Source organism: Actinoplanes utahensis (assembly GCF_016862455.1).
GTDB classification, from domain to species: domain Bacteria; phylum Actinomycetota; class Actinomycetes; order Mycobacteriales; family Micromonosporaceae; genus Actinoplanes; species Actinoplanes utahensis.
The window spans coordinates 68,950-86,334 of the sequence record NZ_BOMZ01000001.1 but is presented as its reverse complement, the minus strand read 5'-3'; the positions used below and the strand labels follow the sequence as shown (position 1 = coordinate 86,334).

Sequence of the window (17,385 nt, the reverse complement as noted above, 5' to 3'; positions counted from 1 at the left end):
CCGTGGCCACCCGGTGGAGTACTGGAATCTCATCGAACCCGACGGGCGACGCCGCGGTTATTGACGACCGTCGCGGCCGTAGACCCAGTCCCAGAACCGCCGCCGCGGCCACCACGCCGTGACGAGCCGCAGCGGCGGTTTCAGCCACCACGCCGGTGGCCGGCCCGGCGGCGACCGGCGGCTCAGCACCCCGGCGAGCCACGACCCCGCCGACGACAACGCCGACGGGGTGCCGGCGCCCCGTACGGTCAGCATCCGCAACACGTCCGTGACCGTGTCCCGGGCGATCGCCCGGCCGCTCGGCGTGCTGCGGATCAGGTCGAGAGTCGCCCGGGTGTCCAGCTCGTCGACCGCCTGCAGAGCCGCGGACAGATCCGCCGCGACGGCATCCTCCTCGGCCAGCACCGCCTCCTGCACCGCGCGCACCAGGCCGGCCGCGTGGTCGGGCAGCGGGTCGTCGCCGCGCCGGAGGAGCACCCCGATCAGATGAGCGGCCCCGTCGAGACGGCCCCAGACGAAGTCGGCGACCCGCCACTCGGGCCGGGCGAACGCGCCGAAATGCCGGAGCTGAGTGCCGTACAGCTTCCAGGCGCCCAGCGGCCGCCGCGGCTCGACCAGCGGCGAGGAGACATCCGGGCCCATCCGCAGCACGTCGAACCGGCTCATCCGGCGGAACGGGCCGTCGCCGCCGGCCGCCGAGGCGAGCACCTCGGCCATCAGCGCGGCACGCAGCACGTCGCCCGGACCGGCGTCCACCCCGGCGCCGGCGAGATAGCCGTCCGCTGCCGCGCGCAGCAGCGCGCCCAGCACAGCCGGGCTCGAACTGGCCGCGGCCGCGTCGTTCACGGCGCGCAGCAGCGTCTCCGCGTCGTCGTCCTCCGCGGTGACGACGAGAGTGGCGATGTGGTCCCGTACCGCGATGACCGCGGTGAGCACCCGGCTGAGTGAGCGCAGAGTGTCGTCGAGGGCGGGCGTGCCGGCGGCCCGCACGCGCAGATCCCGGATCAGCAGGCGAATCGTCCGGTCGGCGACCACCGTCCCCCACCGCCACTCCCCGGTGAGGTCGCACGCCCGATCGAAGTCGGCCGGTGGCACCCAGCGCGGCGCCCGATCCGGGGCGACACCACTCAGCGACGGTGTGCACAGCGGCCGGGCCGCCAGCTCGCCGGTGTGCGCCTGATACGCGTCGAGCAGCCCCGACTCGATGCGGTTACGCCGGTAGAGCGGATAGAGGGCGTCGACCGCGGCCCGGGCCTTTCCCGGATCCCGCAACGCCTCGGTGAACAGCTCCTCGGTTCCCCGCACCTGTCGTTCCGCCTCGGCCGAGCGGCGGGCCAGGGCGTCCACGCCGTTGCGGAAAGAGCTCTCCGACCCCATCCGCATCGCGCTCGTGAGCACCGGAAACCAGTCCGTGTCGAGCCGGCGCCCGCCCGACCCGTCCCGCGTCGCGACCGTCGCATGGTCGAGACCGTCCCCGGCGGTCACGTAACCGATGACGCGGCGCCAGTCCGACTCCACCGGCCGCCGCCAGATCTCGGTCATCAACGGCTCGAACGGGGTGTTGTCGAGCACGCCACCGTCGATGAGCACCGCGCCGTCGCTGTCGCCCGGCCCCCCTGCGTCGTCACCGTCGCCGCCACGCCGCGTGATGTCGTCTCCTTCGCGCCGCCCGATGTCGCTGTCGCCGCGCCGCCTGATGTCGGTCTCGCATCGCACCCGGTAGGCGCCGAGGCCGGCCTCCGCGACCGGTTCGAAGGCGCCGGGGAAACCGGCCGTCGCCCGCGCGGCCAGGGCCAGGTCGGCCGCCGCCGCGGCGGTCAGCTGCCCCGGATCGGCCGGTGTGAACAGCGTGAACGGATCCTCGGGCAGCTCACCGGCCGGCGGCTGGAAGAGCACCGCCCCCGGATCGTGGCGGAACCGGTAGACCCGCCGGTGGTCCGGCACCGCGAACTGGCAGCCGGTGCTGTCACTCCACACGGTGTCCTGTTCACCGAGGGCGGTGGCCGTGGTCAGCAGCGTCACCGGATGCGCCGCCGGCCGCCCGCCGCCGCGCAGCGCCCGGTCGAACAGCCCACGCAGCTGGCCGGTGAAGTAGGCGCCGTCGAGCAGACTCGGCAGCGGCCCCCGCCCGGACCCGCGCAGCAGCTTGCCGCGAGAGAGTTGCGCGGCCTCGACCCAGAGCTCCTTCAGCGACGGCAACGGGTTACCGGCCGCGACCGCCGAGGCGAGCACGGCACCGTTGATGCCACCGGCGCTGGTCCCGGCCACCACGTCGATGATGACGTCGACGCCGAGCTCGTCGCAGAGTGCCCGCCACCCCCGCAACGCGGGCCCGGCATCGGCCGGCAGCTCGGCCCGGTCCGGCGCACCCGCCCGACGCAGCAGGTCGATCTCGTGCGTCATGCCGCTCATCCACACGGCCAGCGAGACGCCGCCCTGAAAGACCAGGCCGAGACGGATTTGGGTCCTGCTCATCGTCCCATCCTGATGGCCCCTGAGCGTGCCGGGGCGGAAACCGCCGGAGACCCCCTGACCGGGATGACCGGCAGCACACCACCGGCTCCGCCGACACGACGCCCGCCGACATGTTCACCCGCTTGACCAGCGCCTGGGCATATCGGCCACCCGGGCCGGTTCGGTTCCCCCGCCATATCGGTGAAGTTCCGGTGAACGCTCGCCGATTCCGGTGACTCGGGTGTCGATCGTGGGCAGGGGACAGTCCATGACCGATCCGAATGACGATCTTTCCAGCGTTGCGGACTCCGGTGTGCCGGGCACTTCCGAGGTGCCGGAGGACCTGCACGGTGATCTTCCGCTCGACGAGGCCGGCCGTGCCCAGGACGGGCCGGGCGTTCCCGGCCGGGCGGCGGACAGCCCGGCGGCTCAGGGCAGTCCGATCGGGCCGCCTGACTGATCCGGATCACTGCATCGCTGTGCCCGGCGGGTGCGTGAACGAGGTCGGGCAGAGAAAGAGGGAAACGGCTCGTCGGCCGGCCGCAGCGGCGGCCCGCCGACCGAGCTGTCCACCACGGTGGGCGAGCCGGGCCGGGGACGCGCGGGTCTCGGCACGTCCCGTCGGCTGTTCCTGCGGACTTCTCGATCGCCTCTGCGCAGCCCTTGGCGGGGTTTCCGCGGGTGCCGACCATGACATCCGAGAGTCGAAGCGCAAGGGTACGGGTTGTCAGGTGAGCTGTCCGTCGAGGGATGCGCCGTCCGCCGCGCGCCTCCCGCGTGATGTGGAGGAGAGGCGGAAGGCGGCGTAGCAGGCCCACACCGGCAGTGGGAAGACGGCGACGCGTTCCATTCCGCCGATGCCCACCACCGGTCCCTGCTGGGCGAGGAACAGGGCGCTGCCGACGATGCCGAGCACGCCGAGGGCCAGGGTGACGCGCCGCAGCGGGGCCATCAGGGTTCCGTCCCGGACGCATCCCGCCGCAATGAGTCCCAGGTTGCCGCCGAAGAAGACCAGGACGGCGGCGAGCAGGTGGACGTTCTCGTCGACGTCGGCCGGGAAGGCGCCGGCCAGGCCCAGCCCGATCGCGCCCGACAGCAGCAACCGGCGGCCCCAGCGGACCGCCGGGCCGTCGCCCCAGTGCCGCCAGGTGAACAGCAGGCCGGCGATGAGCAGCGCCGACGTCAGCAGGAAGGCGAGGTTCATGGCGTCGTGCCACGGTGAGCAGACGTACCGCGGTCGGGTGGTGTCCCAGCCGCCGCAGGTCACGTTGCCCAGGTCGCTGATGTTGTTGGTGGCCCAGCTGAAAGCGGGATCGGTCCAGGCGAGCCCGACGGCGACGTTGGCGGTCAGGAACAGTGGTGCGACGGCGGCCCAGCAGATCGCCGCGACCGTGGCCGGGGGAGTGGATTTCATGGTGTCGAGTAGAGCAATCCGGCCGGTCTCCGAGCACTACCGGTAGCCGCCCGGCTGCGGGTATGGCTGGGTATACCCCTCAGGAAGCCTGCCGCAGTCCCACCTCGAGCAGGTCGTCGATGGCTTCCGGTGGCAGCGGGCGGGCGAAGTGGAACCCTTGCGCGTGCCGATATCCCAGCTCGTACAACCGCCGTGCCTGTTCGGCCGTCTCCACCCCTTCCGCCACCGTACGCAGCCCCAGCGTCTCGGCGATCCCGGCCAGCGCCACCGCGATCGCCTCCTGCTGCGGGGTGCCGTTGAGCCCGTCGACGAACGACTTGTCGACCTTGATGGCGTCGACCGGGCAGGTGCGCAGCAGCCCCAGCGACCGCCCGCCGAACCGGTCGACCGCCCAGCCCAGATACTGCGACGCGGCGATCCCGGCGGTCACCGCCACCACCGCCACGTCCAGCAGCGCCGTCGCCAGCTGCCGCCAGGTCCGCCCGCCGTCCGGCAGCCGCATCATCGCCGTGATCGCCAGCGCCGCCGCCACCACGTACAGCAGCAGGGTGCGCCCGCTGATCGGCGGCATCGTGCGGTACGGCATGGCCACGATGTCGATCGTCCGGCTCAGCGCCGCCACCTCGACCGCGGCCATCCCGGCGCCGACCCGCCGCCAGAACGTGCGCAGCGCCCCGTCGGTGGCCGCCGCCGTCGCGAAGAACGCGGCAGCCGCCAGCGCCGGCCCGGCCAGCGCCGGGACCCACACGGCCAGATGCGGCATGCCGGTGCGGAACCCGGCCACGATCAGCGCGACCTCGGCGACCGCTAGGAGAACGGCGACCGGCACGAACCAGCGGCGTCAGCGAAATGCCACCGCTGCCTCCCGTGTGCCCGTTTCCGCCGTACGCCCGGAGATCGGCATGGCGCACCGGAACCTGAGGATCATCGGCAAGGCGGGCTTGCCCCGCTCTGGCAAGATCGGATCGGTGACCGCCCGCCCCGCCCGGATCCTCGTCGCGGTCGCCGCGATCGTCCTGCTCGTCATCGCCACCGCCGTGATCACCTCCCGTCTGCGCAAGCCCGGCCCCCGCCCCGATTTCCAGCTGCCGGTCGCGTGCGGCGAGACCTGGATCCTCGGCACCTACCCCGGCCACGACGACTTCGACATCGACTTCTTCCCGGCCCGAGGCTCGGCGTGGGGCCGTCCGGTCCTCGCCTCCGCCGCCGGCACGGTCATCGAGGCCGGCGTCAACGGCACCCTCGGCTCCCGCACCCCCGACAACCCGAAGGGCCCCTACGGCACCGGCGCCGGCTACTGGGTCAAGATCGACCACGGCGGCCGCTGGGACACCCAGTACCTGCACCTGCTCGAGTCCCCACCGGTCGCGGTCGGCGACGAGGTCACCCAGGGCCAGCAGATCGGCAAGATCGGCAGCACCGGCAAATCCGGCGCCCCGCACCTGCACTACGAGCAGCGCCGCGCCGGCGACAAGGTCGAATCCCACTTCGCCGGCCAGCCCGCCGGCATCACCTCCGACGACCGCGAGTACTCGGTCCGCCGTACCAGCCGAAACTGCCCCGGACGATAGGCGGTCCGCTTCCGCTCACCCCTCTTGTTCTGGTACGCCGCAGCCCGCCCCCGACCGCGTCATCGGCCGTCCCGTGGCCCCCGCGCGAGGTCCGCGCGGGCCCGGACCGAAACGCGCCGCACGGGCGTGGCCGCTGGTCACCGCAGGCGGCTCGCTTGTGTACGAGGTGTGGAGATTCGGTGCGAAGGCTGCGAAGGGCGTTCCGGCACCCGGCCGCGGACTGATGTGATGCGCGCGGTGATACCCGCCTGCCCGCTGAGGAGCGCTCCATGAGGTACGTCTTCGTCGTCCTGGCCGTCGTGACCGGCGTCGCCGCGTTCCTGTACGGCGGCGCCGACGACTCGCCCGGCCTGCAACTGCTCGGTGCTCTGCTCGCCGGGGGAGCGATCGCCGTCGGTGTGCGGCAGGTGCGGCGCCGGCCCCGATGACGGATGGAGAGGGCCGGCGCGGTCACGCCGAGCCGCGCCACTCCTCAGCGAGCAGCGCGTACCCGTAGCCGTCGAGCCACCGGCCGGACCGGTGCAGGCAGTCCTGGACGGTGTGCGACTCGCGGCGCATCCCGAGGCGTTCCATCAGCCGCCACGACGGCTCGTTGTCGGCGAAGCAGATCGCCGTCACCCGGCGCAGCCCGAGATCCTTGAAGCAGATCCGGAGCACTTCGCGGACGGCTTCGGTGGCGTAGCCGTGGCCGGCGTGTTCCGGGTGCAGCACCCAGCCCAGCTCGGCGTGCACGCGCCGGGCCGGTTCGGTGATCTCCGCCTGGGCCCAGGCGTCCTCGATCTTGATCATGAGGTCGCCGACGACCGTGCCGTCCCGCTCGATCACCAGGGTCCTGGCGAGCGTCTCCGGATCCGTCAGCCAGGCGCGATGCTCCTCCAGGGTGGTGAGCGCGCGGGTGATCCAGTGGCAGACGTCGGGGCGGCGGCGGAACTCCCAGGTGGCTTCCGCGTCACCGGGGGTCGCCGGCCGTAACGTCAGCCGGTCGGTGTGCAGTGGCCAGGTCAGCGCGGTGAGCTCGGCGGTCATCGTCAGGCCCGGCCGTTGCGGACGGCGTAGCGGTGGAGCGTGACACCGTCGTCGAAGCGGTCCTGCTCCAGCAGGTCCAGCTCCACCGGTTCGTCGTGGCCGTCGAACAGCGGCCGGCCGGCGCCCAGGACGGCGGGATGGGTGAAGAGCAGCAGTTCGTCGAGCAGTCCCGCCCGCAGCAGCGCGGTGGCCAGCGTGGCGCCACCGACCCCGATGTCACCGTCGGCCCGTGCCCGCAGCTCCGCGAGCTCGCCGACGGCGTCATCGGCGCGGAGGATCCGGGTGTTGTGCTCGGCGCCGGTGCGCGAACGGGTGACGAGCACCTTGGGCATCGACGTCCAGATCCGCCCGTACTCCCGCAGGAAGTCCGGCAGTGAGGTGTCGTCGCGCGCCGCCGGCCAGAACTTCTCCATGATCTCGAACGTCGTGCGCCCTTGAACCATGAGCGACAGCGCCCGCGCCCGCCGGTTGAACTCGCGGTGCAGCGGCTCCCCGATGCGCATCCACGAGCCGCCGCCCTGCTCGCCGGGGGCGTGCTCGATCCGCAGGTCGAGCGAGACGTTCATCCAGTACACGAAGCGGCCCGGCATCAGCCCTCCCGAGTGATAGCGATCGGCGACTGCCATGGGTCACCCTAGGGAGAGTGGTAGTAAAGTGCAATCACTTGTCGGGAGGGTGTCGATGAAGTCCGCACCACGCTCGGGATGCCCGATCAACCAGGCGGTGGAGGTTCTGGGCGATCCCTGGGCGATGCTCGTGCTGCGCGACATCATGTTCGGCGACCGGCGGCACTTCCGGGAGCTGCTCCTGGGCAGCGAGGAGGGCATCGCGGCGAACATCCTCAGCAGCCGCCTGCGGAAACTCACCGATGCGGGCCTGCTCGCCCGGGCGGACGCTCGGCGCGGCCAGCGCGCCGCCTACTCGCTCACCGAGGCCGGGATCCAGACGCTGCCGGTCATCGCCGCTCTCGCCTCGTGGGGCCTGGCCCACCGCGACGGCGAGCGCCGCCTGCGGGTTCGCGCCGAGCTGCTGCGCGCCGGCGGCCCGGAACTGCTCGCCCGGTTCATGGACGACCTGCGCCATCTGCACCTCGGCGTCCCCCGGCCGGATCCGCACACGCCGCCGGCGGTCGACGGGCTCCGGTCGGCCTACGAAGCCGCATCGCGCGAGTGACCCCCGGCCACGCCTCAGCGCATCCGGGCGGGGCCGGCCCCGCCCGGTGCGGCCGGCCCCGCTCGGTCCGGCCGGCCCCCGTGCGGCCGGCCGGACCGGGCGGAGGGCACCGCGGTCAGGCCAGGGTGACCTGGCGCGGGTCCGGGCGCTGGACGGTGGTGCCGTCGCCGAGCTGCCCGGAGGCGTTGTCGCCCCAGCACCACAGGGTGTCGTCGGCCCGGAAGGCGCAGTTGTGGAAGCCGGCCGCCACGTCGCCGGTCCAGTTCGTGGCGGTGCCGATCCGGACCGGGGCGTACCGGTGGGTGGTGGTGCCGTCGCCGAGCTGCCCGGAGGTGTTGTTGCCCCAGCACCACAGGGAACCGTCGGTGCGTGCCGCGCACGCGGTGTCCATCCCGGCGCGGACGCCCGTCCAGCCGGTGTCCGTGCCGACCTGCACCGGTGTGCTCCGGTAGCTGCCGGTGACCCCGAGCTGGCCGTACCCGTTGTCGCCGAAGCACCACAGGGTCCCGTCGGTGCGAACCGCGCAGGTGGAGAAGTGACCGGCCGTCACCGTGTCCCAGCCGGTCAGGGTGCCGACCCGGGCCGGGGTGGTCTGGTAACTGAGCAGGCCGAGCCCGAGCTGCCCGGACGAGCTGTCGCCCCAGCACCACAGGGCGCCGTCGGTGCGGGTGGCGCAGGTGTGCGCGTACCCGGTCGTCACGTTCGCCCAGTCGGTGGCCGTGCCGACCCGCTGCGGCGTGGTGGCGGTGTAGACGACGGCGCCGTCACCGAGCTGCCCGAGGCGGTTGAAGCCCCAGCACCACAGGGAGCCGTCGGTGCGGACCGCGCACGTGTGGCTGTCGCCGGTGCTGACGGTGGCCCAGCCGGTCGCGGTGCCCACCTGGACGGGGCCGGTGCGCCGGGTGGTCGTGCCGTCGCCGAGCTGGCCCCGGGTGTTGGCGCCCCAGCACCACAGGCTGGAGTCGGCACGGATCCCGCAGGTGAAAGCGGTTCCAGCGTCGACGGCCACCCAGGTGGCGTCACCGACGCGCGCCGGCGTGGCCCGGACCGTGGTCGTGCCGTCGCCGAGCTGGCCACTGCTGTTGCTTCCCCAGCACCAGAGCCCGCCGTCCGTACGAATGGCGCAGGTGTGCCCATAACCCGAGGCCACTTCGGCCCGCACCGGGGCGGCTGCCGCGCTCGCCGTCCCGCCGAAGCCGATCGTCATGATGCCGATCAGCACTGCCACGGCGGTTCCCGCCGCCTGCCTTGTTCGCCCTGTTCTCCGCACGCGACGCCCCTCTTCCGCAACCGTTGTTTCGGATCGATGAACATCGTCACATGGGAGCGCTCCCAGGGCAATGCGTCCGTCGAAGCGGGACCGGCGACGTCACGCCGGTGATCCCTCAGCCGAGCCGGGGATGCGCGGGACCGCCCAGTTCGACGGAGATCGCGTCGAGAAGCGTGCGGTAGGCGCTGACGCGTGGCGACTCGCCGTCCTCCCGGGCGGTCTCCTCCTCGATCCATGCGGACTGGGCGAGCTGCATCAGCAGGTCGGTCAAGCGGACACCGGTCAGCGTCATCCGATCCCTGGCCGGGCCGAGGTCGGTCCAGGCCCGGAGATCGCGCTGCTGCGCGGCGGTGAGGTGAACCGTGTAGGTACGGTCCGGGCGCACGCCGACCTCGGTCAGCGCCTCGACACTGACGTCACCGAGCCCGCGATAATCGACGGCATCCGCGGACACGCTGAACTCGCACCAGGGTGACCAGCCCTGCTCGTCGTCCGGGCTCCGCAACACCGCGGACGGATCCGTCGTGGGGTAGACGCCGCGGGCCCGCCAGCGGTAGCCGCGCCCGGGCGCCAGGTCACCCGGCAGGAACTCGAGGGCGCCGAAACCGCGGAAGTGGCCCGCCCCGCCGTCACCGAGCCGCTGATAGTCGTAGATGATCCGCAGGCCGGCTTCCGCCGTCACCGAGACGCTGGTCAGCGTCGTGCCGACGACGGGCCGCCCGGGGCCGGTGACGCAGACGCCCACCGGAACCGGCGCGGGCGGAACGGGAGCGGTCGTCGCCCACAGGCGGGTGTCCACCAGGGTCCCGTCCGGCCTCGCACAGCCCATCGCGACCATGGTGCCGGAATCACGGGCGCGGTCGGTCATCTGCTGCGCCGCACGCCGGCAGGCCTCGTACAGGGCGGGTCCGTCGCTCGGCGTGACCGGCGTCGCCGCCGAGCCGGCGGCGGCGAGCGTCGTCCCGAGCACCGCGGCTCCCGCCGCCCCGCGCCACACCATCCGCCTTGTGCCGATCACCCGAGGCTCATCGGCCACCCGCCGCCGAAGTCGAGGACACCGCCCGGCGAACTACCGGACCCCACCCGCTGTGGCAGGATCGCGGGATGCTGCGACTCACCGATTTCATCATCGACTGCCCGGACACGATGAAGCTGGCAGCGTTCTACGCCGAGGTGACGGGCCGCCCGGTCAAGGAGGACAGCACCGAGGACTGGGCCGGTATCCGGTTCGGCGAGATCGAACTGGCCTTCAACCGGGTGGCGGACTACCGGGCCCCGCAGTGGCCGGGCAGCGAACATCCCAAGCAGTTCCACCTCGACTTCGAAGTCGACGACATCGAGGCGGAGCAGAGCCGTGTCCTGGCCCTCGGCGCGACCCTGCAGCGGGATTGCACCGGCCCCGACGGCTACGGCTTCCGCGTCTACACCGACATCGTCGGCCACCCCTTCTGCCTCTGCCGCAACAGGGGTGTCGTCTGGACCGAACAGGGCCTCGTCTGGCCTGTGCGCTCCTAGCTACTGCTGCGGCCGACTCGGGCTTGGAGCGGTTCCGTGCCGGCTGCGGTTTCGTCCGGCCGGCTCTCACTGTCGTCTCAGCGCTGCCGATACCGCCCCCACAACCAGCCGGGGGTGACCGGGACGGGCATGCATGACCCGCACTGGGGGACGGTCGTGAGGGGAGGCCTGCCGGGCCGCCGCGAGGCACGGGACGGTCCGTGGCCCGTACCGGAGCATGGTGTGAGAGAAGCGCCGCGGACCGGAAGCGAACCACCGCCGTAGCCGTACTCGAGGCCACGCACGGGGTCAGTACGCGAGTTCGCGCAGGACCTTCCGTTCGTGCACGGCCACCTCCGCGTCGACGCGGGCGGCCTCGCTCTCGGTGAGGGTGACCGTGGCGGCCTGCCGGGGACGCCGTTCCAGCATCTCGGCCCGTAGCCCGGTAGGCGGATGCGAGGAGTGCAGCGACGCCTCGGTGTGACGGGTGAGCCGGCGCAGCAGCGGCAGGCTCGCCGCGGAGTTCGCCCGGGCGGCGCGCGCGGCGTCACGCCAGGCGGGCATGGCGTTGCCGGCGCGGGCCTCCCGGCGGATCACGGTGTCGATCGACGCGGTCATCAGGAAGAGTTCCGTCGTGCTGACGGCCGCGTCCGTGCCGCCGGCCCGGGCGGCGGTCTCGTCGGCCAGGTATTCCGCGCGCTGCGAGTCGCGCAGGCTCGTCCACACGAGCAGCAGTTGCAGCCCCCGGGCGACAGCGGAGACGAACCGGCCGAGCGCCGCGGCGATCGTCGCGGTGAGATCCCGACCGGGCTCGCCGGAGGTCTCCTCAGGGTCGAGCAGGTGGGCGACACGGTCCAGAGTCGTCTCCGCGACCTGGGTGAGCGGGCCCCGGCGGACGTCGCCGTTGACGAAGTGCCCCAGCTCGTGGCCGAGCAGCGCCACCTTCTCCTGCGGTTCGAGCGCTGCCCACAGCGGCAGCCCGATGCAGAGGACCCGGGTGCGGCGCATGCCGACGGCGGTCGTGAACGCGTTGAGGTCGTACCCGAGCACCAGGACCTGCGGCATCGGCGCGCCCACCGTGGTGGCGACCCGCTGCACCAGCGCGAACAGTGCCGGGGCCTGGCCCGGATCGATCACGATGCCCTGCCCGGTCAGGTCGGCGAGGCTGCCCAACCGTGGGCGCAACACGAAGGCCACACCGATCAGCACGGCTCCGAGGACCGTGTACGCGGTGAAGAAGTCGGTGACCAGCAGCCACAGTCCGAGAGCGGCGACGGTGAGCACCCCGATGAGCAGAACGAACGCGGCGGCCAGTGTCGTCATCCGGGCCGCCGAGGTCCTCCCCGGCTTCAGCGACCTCTCGGCGAGGGCGGCGAACTGCGCCTCGGTCAGACGGCCCGCCACCCGATGCAGCCGGCGGTCCAGCCATCGCCAGCCGATCACGATCGGCGTCTCCTGATCGGCGTTCCACGCGCAGGACGGGCACCACGACTGCGGCAGTCCGATCCGCACCGTGGACGTCAGGCACCGTGGGCACGAGGAACCGGGAACCGTGGGCACAGTCACGCCCGTGATCCTTCCGAATCGGACCGTCTCTGGCCACCGAGTAGATGTGCCGGACGAGGGTCGCGGCACCGGGCCGGACGCGGCGCGGCCCGGCGCCGGTCATCGTGGCTCCCGCGTTCGTTGCCGCCGTGCCGGGCGGGCCACTTTGCCCAGCGTCCACACGATGTCGATGACCAGGATGATCCACCAGGTGCGCAGGAGACCGCCGGCCAGTCCGGTGGGGCCCTCGCCGGCCGTCGCGACGCCGAGGATGCCGGCCACGGGCAGGTCGTCGATGAACGTCCGGGCCGCGAGCAGCGCGACAGCGAACAGGCCCGCATGCGCCAGCAGATCGGTGAGCAGACGCCGTCGGCTCTTGACGCTCGTGGGCTCCGCATCCGGTTCGGTGAGGTCCTGTCGGGCCGGCGCATCCGGTCCCGCCTTGGTGAGGGAGGCGATGGTGGGGGAGGCGATGGTGGGGGAGGCGATGGCGGAGGCGATGGCGGCGGAGTGGGAGGTGGGGGAGGGGAGGCCGAGGTGGCGGATGGCGGCGGGGACGGTGACGGCGCCGGCGAGGATGACGGCGGCGAACACCAGGCAGGCGGTGGGCCAGGAGCCGGTCTGGTAGAGCAGGCCGGCGCTCAGTGAGCCGACCAGCGCGCCGGCCAGGGTGGCCGATTCGTACCAGCCGAGGCCGCGGCCCAGGCCGGCCGGCCCGGAAGCCTCGGCGATGACGGCCTGCTGGACGGGCAGGACCACCGACCAGGCGGCCGCGGCGGCGACCCAGCAGATCGCGATCGCTGTCGGGTTCGGGGCGGTGGCGAGGGCGGCGGCGAACGACGCGCTGGCCACCGAGGCGATCGCCAGCATGCGGGTGCGGCCGTAGCGGACGACCAGCCGGTGCAGGTACGGCGGCAGGATGCTCATCGCGATCGCCCCGGGCAGGAACACCGCCGCCACCTCGAGGGGCTCCATCCCGAACTCGCGCTGCAGGTGCAGCAGAAGCAGGACACCGATCGCGCTCTCGGCGACCATCGTGGTGGCCACGGCGAACAGCATGGGCGTGAGGCGACGGACCGGAAGAGGCCGGCCGGCGGTGGCGGCGGGGGATCGGCCGGTGGCGGCGGCGGGGGATCGGCCGGCGGTGGCGGCGGGGGATCGGCCGGCGGTGGCGGCGGGGGATCGGCCGGCGCGGCGCGGGGTCAGGGCCAGGATCAGCGCGGCGGCGAGGCAGCAGGCGGCCAGGGCGAGGAAGGTGCCGCCGTAGCCGAGCGGGCCGACGATGAGGACGGCCGGGACGAAGACGGCCCAGCCGCCGGTCTCCTCGGCGGCGACCAGGCGGGCGAAGACGCCGGAGTCCTCGGCCAGGCGCTCGCCGACCAGGGCGCGCAACGGAACCCACAGCAGAGCGCCGCCCACACCGCTGACCACTGCCGCCGCGAAGGCCGGCGGAAGAGCGCCGGCCAGGGCGTAGCCGGTGCAGGCCACGGCGTAGAGCAGGGCCCCGCAGGCGGCGAGGGTGCGGCGCTCGAAACGGTCGGCGAGAACGCCGGCGAGCGGGCGGGCCAGCAGGGACACCGCGAGCTCGGCGGCGAGCAGGGCGCCGGTGGTGGCGGGGGAGGCGTCGAGGGCGGCGGAGGCGAACAGCGGCAGCAGGAAGTCGAGGACCTCGCCGCTGCCGCTGAGCAGCACGGCCGCGGACAGGGCACGGCGTTCCCGTACGGACGTCATGACACGAGTGTACTAGTACGACCGTGTCAGTAAAGGGGTAGGATGACGGGCATGCCGAGATTCGTCGATCCCGTGGAACGCCGCAACGCCGTCGGCCAGGCGGTCTGGCGGGTCGTCAAGCGTTCCGGCCTGGCCGGCGCCTCGGTGCGCGCCGTCGCCGAGGAGGCCGGATTGTCCACCGGCTCGCTGCGGCACTACTTCAAGGAGCAGAGAGGCCTGCAGCGGTACGCGTTCGAGCTGATCCTGGAACGCTACGAACAGCGGCTGACCCGCATCGACCCGGCGCTGCCGCTGCGGGAGCAGATCGAGGAGGCGCTCTGGGCGCTGCTGCCGGTGAACCCGGAGCAGATCACCGAGGAGCAGGTCCGGCTGGAGTTCCTGATCCAGTCCCGCCTCGACCCCGAGCTGGCCGTGCTCGCCGCCGACGACCGGGCCCAGGCCGTGCGGTTGACCCGCGAGGCGATCATCGCGCTGCGCGACGCCGGCCAGGCGCCACCCGGCGTCGATGTGGAGGCGACCGCCCTGGAGCTTCTCGCCCTGGTGGACGGGCTCGCCCAGGCGGTCGCGCTCAGCCCGGAGTCGATGCCGGCGGAGCGCCTGAGGCAGGCGCTCCGCCGCTGGCTGGACAACCTGGCCGGATCAGGGCCGATCGGCGCGGAACGCTGACGCCGACGGGGGAGCGCTGCCACCCTGCGGCTCCGCCGCGGTCATCAGTTCGACGATCGCCTCGCGGTCGGCCTTCGACGGGAGGCCCCAGCCGGGCTGGTAGCCGTACACCTGATCCAGGGGTGTCGAAGCGGTCCGGCCGTCGAGGATCTCGATCGCGCCGGTGTCGATCAGACCCGGATGCTCCACCCCGCACGCCTCGGCGACCTTGAGCAGGTCGCGCCGCAGCGTCTTGATGTAGTTGGCGGCCCGCACCGATTTCAGCGCCGGGTCGAGGCCCCTGGTCAGCCACTTGTTCTGGGTGGCGACACCGGTCGGGCAGGTGTCGGTGTGGCATTTCTGCGCCTGGATGCAGCCGATCGACAGCATCGCCTCGCGGGCCACGCCGACCATGTCGCAGCCGAGTGCGAACGCCACGATGGCGTTGTCCGGCAGGCCGAGCTTGCCGGAGCCGATGAAGACGACGTCCTCGTGCAGGCCGCGTTCGGCGAACATCCGGTAGATCCGGGCGAACCCGACCTGGAACGGCAGCGACACGCTGTCGGTGAAGATCAGCGGGGCGGCGCCGGTGCCGCCCTCGCCGCCGTCGACGGTCACGAAGTCGACGCCGCGGCCGGTGCTCCGCATCAGGTCGGTCAGCTCTTCCCAGAAGTCCAGGTCGCCGACGGCCGACTTGATGCCGACCGGCAGCCCGGTCTCGGCGGCCAGCAGTTCCACCCAGTCGAGCAGGCTGTCGGTGTCGTGGAACTCGGCGTGCCGCGACGGGCTGACACAGTCGGCGCCCTCCGCGATGCCCCGGGTGGCGGCGATCTCCGGGGACACCTTCGCGCCGGGCAGCAGGCCACCGAGGCTCGGCTTGGCGCCCTGACTCAGTTTGATCTCCAGAGCGCGGATCGGGTGGGCCGCGACCAGGTCCTTGAGCCGCCCCAGATCGAAGCGGCCCTGTTCGTCACGGCAGCCGAAATACGAGGTGCCGATCTGGAAGACCAGCTCACCGCCGTGCCGATGGTACGGCGACAGCCCGCCCTCACCGGTGTTGTGCAGACAGCCGGCCAGGGCGGCGCCCCGGTTCAGCGCCTCCACGGCCGCGCCGGACAGCGACCCGAAACTCATCCCGGAGATGTTGACCACCGAACCCGGGCGGAACGCCTTCGCCCGGCCCCGCGCGGCGCCGAGAACCTTCGCGCACGGCACGTCCGCCTCGTAACCGGCGGAGGGGTTCGAGCGGGGCACCGCCCGGCCGAACGTGCGGTGCTTGATGATCGGATATCCGGCCGTGTACTCGATGTCGTTGTCCGTACCGAAGCCGAAGTAGTTGTTCTCCCTCTTCGCCGACGCGTACACCCAGCGCCGCTGGTCCCGGGTGAACGGGCGCTCCTCGTCGTTGGCCGCCACCACGTACTGCCGCAGCTCCGGCCCGATCGCCTCGATCAGATAGCGGCCGTGCCCGATCACCGGGAAGTTGCGCAGCAGAGCATGATCGCGCTGGAGCAGATCCCGTACGGCGACGGCTGTCACCGCGGACACAGCGGCGGCCGCGGCCGCCCGTAAACCTCGACCCATGCCCCGACGGTTTAGCCACCGGTCCGGGCCTCTAAACAATCGGCCAGCCAGGTGGAGACCGACGGCATGGCCAGCAGCAACTGCGCGACCAGGTGCAGAACCGCCCCGAGCGAGAAGATCACCACGCCGGTCCAGGTGTAGAAGACCGCGCTGTCCCCGGCGGCCGCCCGCACCCCCAGCGCGACCATGGTGACCGCCGCGAACTGCCACACCAGCAGCAGCATGCCGGCCCCGTACGCGATCGCGCGCAGCGCCCACCGCCCGGTCAGCCGGGTCAGCACCACCCCGCCGAGCAGCAGGATCCCGGCGACAGCCGTCACTCCGGCGGCCACCGTGGCACGGGTGAGGTCACTGACCGGAATCTCCTGCGGCGCGAAACTCATCAGCACCGCGGTGGCGACCGCGAACAGAACCGTCCCGCCGAGCAGCCCCGCCGCGGCGGAGACCAGACTCCGGCCGAGGCTGCCCCGGTCGTAGTCGCGGTACTCCGCGAGATCCGCCCGGGCCGCCGGCAGCAGCCACAGCAGCGCCGACACGGTGATCGGCAGAGTGAACAGCACCGTCCCGACCGGCACCAGAACCAGCATCAGGTAGATCGGCCCGATCCGGTTCCACGAATGCGACAGCTGATCCACCGCGCCGACGAGCATCAGCACGCTCAGCGCCACGGCGAGCGGGCCGAACGTCCACAGCACCGAACGCCCGGCGGGACGCCCGTTCGCCGCCCGGATCGCCGCGAACGCCACCAACGGCGGGATCGCCAGGATGACGCCGACCACGGTCAGGAAGATGACACTCTCGCCGGGCGCGCTCGCCGCCCCGCCGATCGACGGGCTCAGCGCCTGCGTGACGAAGGCGCCGAGCATGGCTCCGAACTGCACCAACGCACCGGCCAGGGCCAGCCAGGCGGTCCAGCGGGCCGCCCGCACCGCCGCCGGTTCGATGACGTCCTCGAGCACTGGGATCGACATGCTCAACTTTCTACCGTATATCCATTTGTGCGTGTCGACTACTCTCTTGATGGATCTTGACTGACGGGGAGTGGAACGATGTGGAAACGATGGTCGATTCTGGCCGTCACGGTGACGGTGTGCGCGCTGACCGGATGCAGCGGTGGCACGTCGTCGACCTCCAAGAACAAGCCGAATCGGACGTCGACCACGAAGACGGTCACCAAGACGACGACGAAGCCGACCACCAAGGCGACCACGAAGCCGGCGGACCGGTTCGTGACGGTGGTGAAGACCGAGCTGCCCGCGGTGGCGGCCGGGCGCACCGACCAGGAGATCCGGGCGATCGGCGACACCGCCTGCGACGACCTGGCCGCCGGTGGGAAGGCCGACGTGATCGTGGCGACCACCCGCACCCTGGGCACCCTCGACGCCGAGGCCACCGACCAGGCCACCGCCCGCGAACTGGTCAAACTCGCCATCGACACGATCTGCCTGGACCAGTCCGGCCGCGTCGACGAGTTCTGA

The 17,385-nt window shown here is 72.4% G+C and carries 18 protein-coding genes; 7 read left to right on the top strand and 11 right to left on the bottom strand.

Annotated features, from left to right (window positions below):
• Positions 1-57: 57 nt before the first annotated feature.
• Positions 58-2,475, bottom strand: coding sequence for a DUF3376 domain-containing protein (locus tag Aut01nite_RS00405; RefSeq protein WP_204037380.1), 2,418 nt, complete (start codon positions 2,473-2,475; stop codon positions 58-60).
• Positions 2,476-2,722: 247 nt separating this feature from the next.
• On the opposite strand from Aut01nite_RS00405, the gene Aut01nite_RS00400 reads away from it, so the two are divergent.
• On the top strand, positions 2,723-2,914 hold the full coding sequence (locus tag Aut01nite_RS00400; RefSeq protein WP_043528133.1) for a hypothetical protein: 192 nt from the start codon (positions 2,723-2,725) through the stop codon (positions 2,912-2,914).
• 267 nt (positions 2,915-3,181) lie between these two features.
• Here Aut01nite_RS00400 and Aut01nite_RS00395 read toward each other — a convergent pair whose 3' ends face one another.
• The gene (locus Aut01nite_RS00395) at positions 3,182-3,868 is read right to left on the bottom strand and encodes a DUF998 domain-containing protein (RefSeq protein ID WP_043528131.1); all 687 of its coding nucleotides are present in this window, start codon (positions 3,866-3,868) and stop codon (positions 3,182-3,184) included.
• A gap of 79 nt (positions 3,869-3,947) precedes the next feature.
• Positions 3,948-4,697 (bottom strand): EAL domain-containing protein, encoded by a 750-nt coding sequence (locus tag Aut01nite_RS00390; RefSeq protein ID WP_043528129.1) that lies wholly within the window; start codon positions 4,695-4,697, stop codon positions 3,948-3,950.
• Between the two features lie 139 nt (positions 4,698-4,836).
• Between Aut01nite_RS00390 and Aut01nite_RS00385 the strand changes: the two genes are divergently transcribed.
• On the top strand, positions 4,837-5,439 hold the full coding sequence (locus tag Aut01nite_RS00385) for a M23 family metallopeptidase (RefSeq protein ID WP_236642892.1): 603 nt from the start codon (positions 4,837-4,839) through the stop codon (positions 5,437-5,439).
• 269 nt (positions 5,440-5,708) lie between these two features.
• Positions 5,709-5,867 (top strand): hypothetical protein, encoded by a 159-nt coding sequence (locus tag Aut01nite_RS00380; protein WP_173476710.1) that lies wholly within the window; start codon positions 5,709-5,711, stop codon positions 5,865-5,867.
• A 22-nt stretch (positions 5,868-5,889) separates the two neighbouring features.
• Here Aut01nite_RS00380 and Aut01nite_RS00375 read toward each other — a convergent pair whose 3' ends face one another.
• The gene (locus tag Aut01nite_RS00375) at positions 5,890-6,465 is read right to left on the bottom strand and encodes a GNAT family N-acetyltransferase (RefSeq protein ID WP_043528127.1); all 576 of its coding nucleotides are present in this window, start codon (positions 6,463-6,465) and stop codon (positions 5,890-5,892) included.
• 2 nt (positions 6,466-6,467) lie between these two features.
• Positions 6,468-7,091 carry a dihydrofolate reductase family protein gene (locus Aut01nite_RS00370; protein ID WP_236642891.1) on the bottom strand — a complete coding sequence of 208 codons (624 nt, stop codon included), beginning with the start codon at positions 7,089-7,091 and terminating at the stop codon, positions 6,468-6,470.
• A 55-nt stretch (positions 7,092-7,146) separates the two neighbouring features.
• Between Aut01nite_RS00370 and Aut01nite_RS00365 the strand changes: the two genes are divergently transcribed.
• Positions 7,147-7,638: a winged helix-turn-helix transcriptional regulator gene (locus Aut01nite_RS00365; protein WP_043528123.1), complete on the top strand. Its 492-nt coding sequence runs from the start codon at positions 7,147-7,149 to the stop codon at positions 7,636-7,638.
• 115 nt (positions 7,639-7,753) lie between these two features.
• Here the strand turns inward: Aut01nite_RS00365 and Aut01nite_RS00360 are convergent, their stop codons facing one another.
• Positions 7,754-8,866 (bottom strand): RCC1 domain-containing protein, encoded by a 1,113-nt coding sequence (locus tag Aut01nite_RS00360; RefSeq protein WP_373871424.1) that lies wholly within the window; start codon positions 8,864-8,866, stop codon positions 7,754-7,756.
• A gap of 157 nt (positions 8,867-9,023) precedes the next feature.
• Positions 9,024-9,926, bottom strand: coding sequence for a hypothetical protein (locus Aut01nite_RS00355; RefSeq protein ID WP_152628882.1), 903 nt, complete (start codon positions 9,924-9,926; stop codon positions 9,024-9,026).
• An 86-nt stretch (positions 9,927-10,012) separates the two neighbouring features.
• Between Aut01nite_RS00355 and Aut01nite_RS00350 the strand changes: the two genes are divergently transcribed.
• Complete coding sequence (locus Aut01nite_RS00350) at positions 10,013-10,423, top strand: VOC family protein (protein WP_043528117.1); 411 nt, start codon at positions 10,013-10,015, stop codon at positions 10,421-10,423.
• Between the two features lie 288 nt (positions 10,424-10,711).
• On the opposite strand, the gene Aut01nite_RS00345 is transcribed toward Aut01nite_RS00350, so the two are convergent.
• Positions 10,712-11,968, bottom strand: coding sequence for a M48 family metallopeptidase (locus tag Aut01nite_RS00345; protein ID WP_043528115.1), 1,257 nt, complete (start codon positions 11,966-11,968; stop codon positions 10,712-10,714).
• 99 nt (positions 11,969-12,067) lie between these two features.
• The gene (locus tag Aut01nite_RS00340) at positions 12,068-13,678 is read right to left on the bottom strand and encodes an MFS transporter (RefSeq protein ID WP_043528113.1); all 1,611 of its coding nucleotides are present in this window, start codon (positions 13,676-13,678) and stop codon (positions 12,068-12,070) included.
• A gap of 51 nt (positions 13,679-13,729) precedes the next feature.
• Here Aut01nite_RS00340 and Aut01nite_RS00335 point away from each other — a divergent pair, with 51 nt between their 5' ends.
• Entirely contained in the window at positions 13,730-14,344 is a 615-nt protein-coding gene (locus Aut01nite_RS00335; RefSeq protein WP_052164079.1) for a TetR/AcrR family transcriptional regulator, read from the top strand.
• Here the strand turns inward: Aut01nite_RS00335 and Aut01nite_RS00330 are convergent.
• Positions 14,318-15,907 carry an FMN-binding glutamate synthase family protein gene (locus tag Aut01nite_RS00330; RefSeq protein ID WP_043528111.1) on the bottom strand — a complete coding sequence of 530 codons (1,590 nt, stop codon included), beginning with the start codon at positions 15,905-15,907 and terminating at the stop codon, positions 14,318-14,320. The genes Aut01nite_RS00335 and Aut01nite_RS00330 overlap by 27 nt on opposite strands.
• Before the next feature lie 11 nt (positions 15,908-15,918).
• Positions 15,919-16,878: a hypothetical protein gene (locus Aut01nite_RS00325; protein ID WP_152628881.1), complete on the bottom strand. Its 960-nt coding sequence runs from the start codon at positions 16,876-16,878 to the stop codon at positions 15,919-15,921.
• A gap of 78 nt (positions 16,879-16,956) precedes the next feature.
• Here Aut01nite_RS00325 and Aut01nite_RS00320 point away from each other — a divergent pair, with 78 nt between their 5' ends.
• Positions 16,957-17,385, top strand: a complete 429-nt coding sequence (locus Aut01nite_RS00320) for a DUF732 domain-containing protein (RefSeq protein ID WP_043528107.1) — start codon at positions 16,957-16,959, stop codon at positions 17,383-17,385.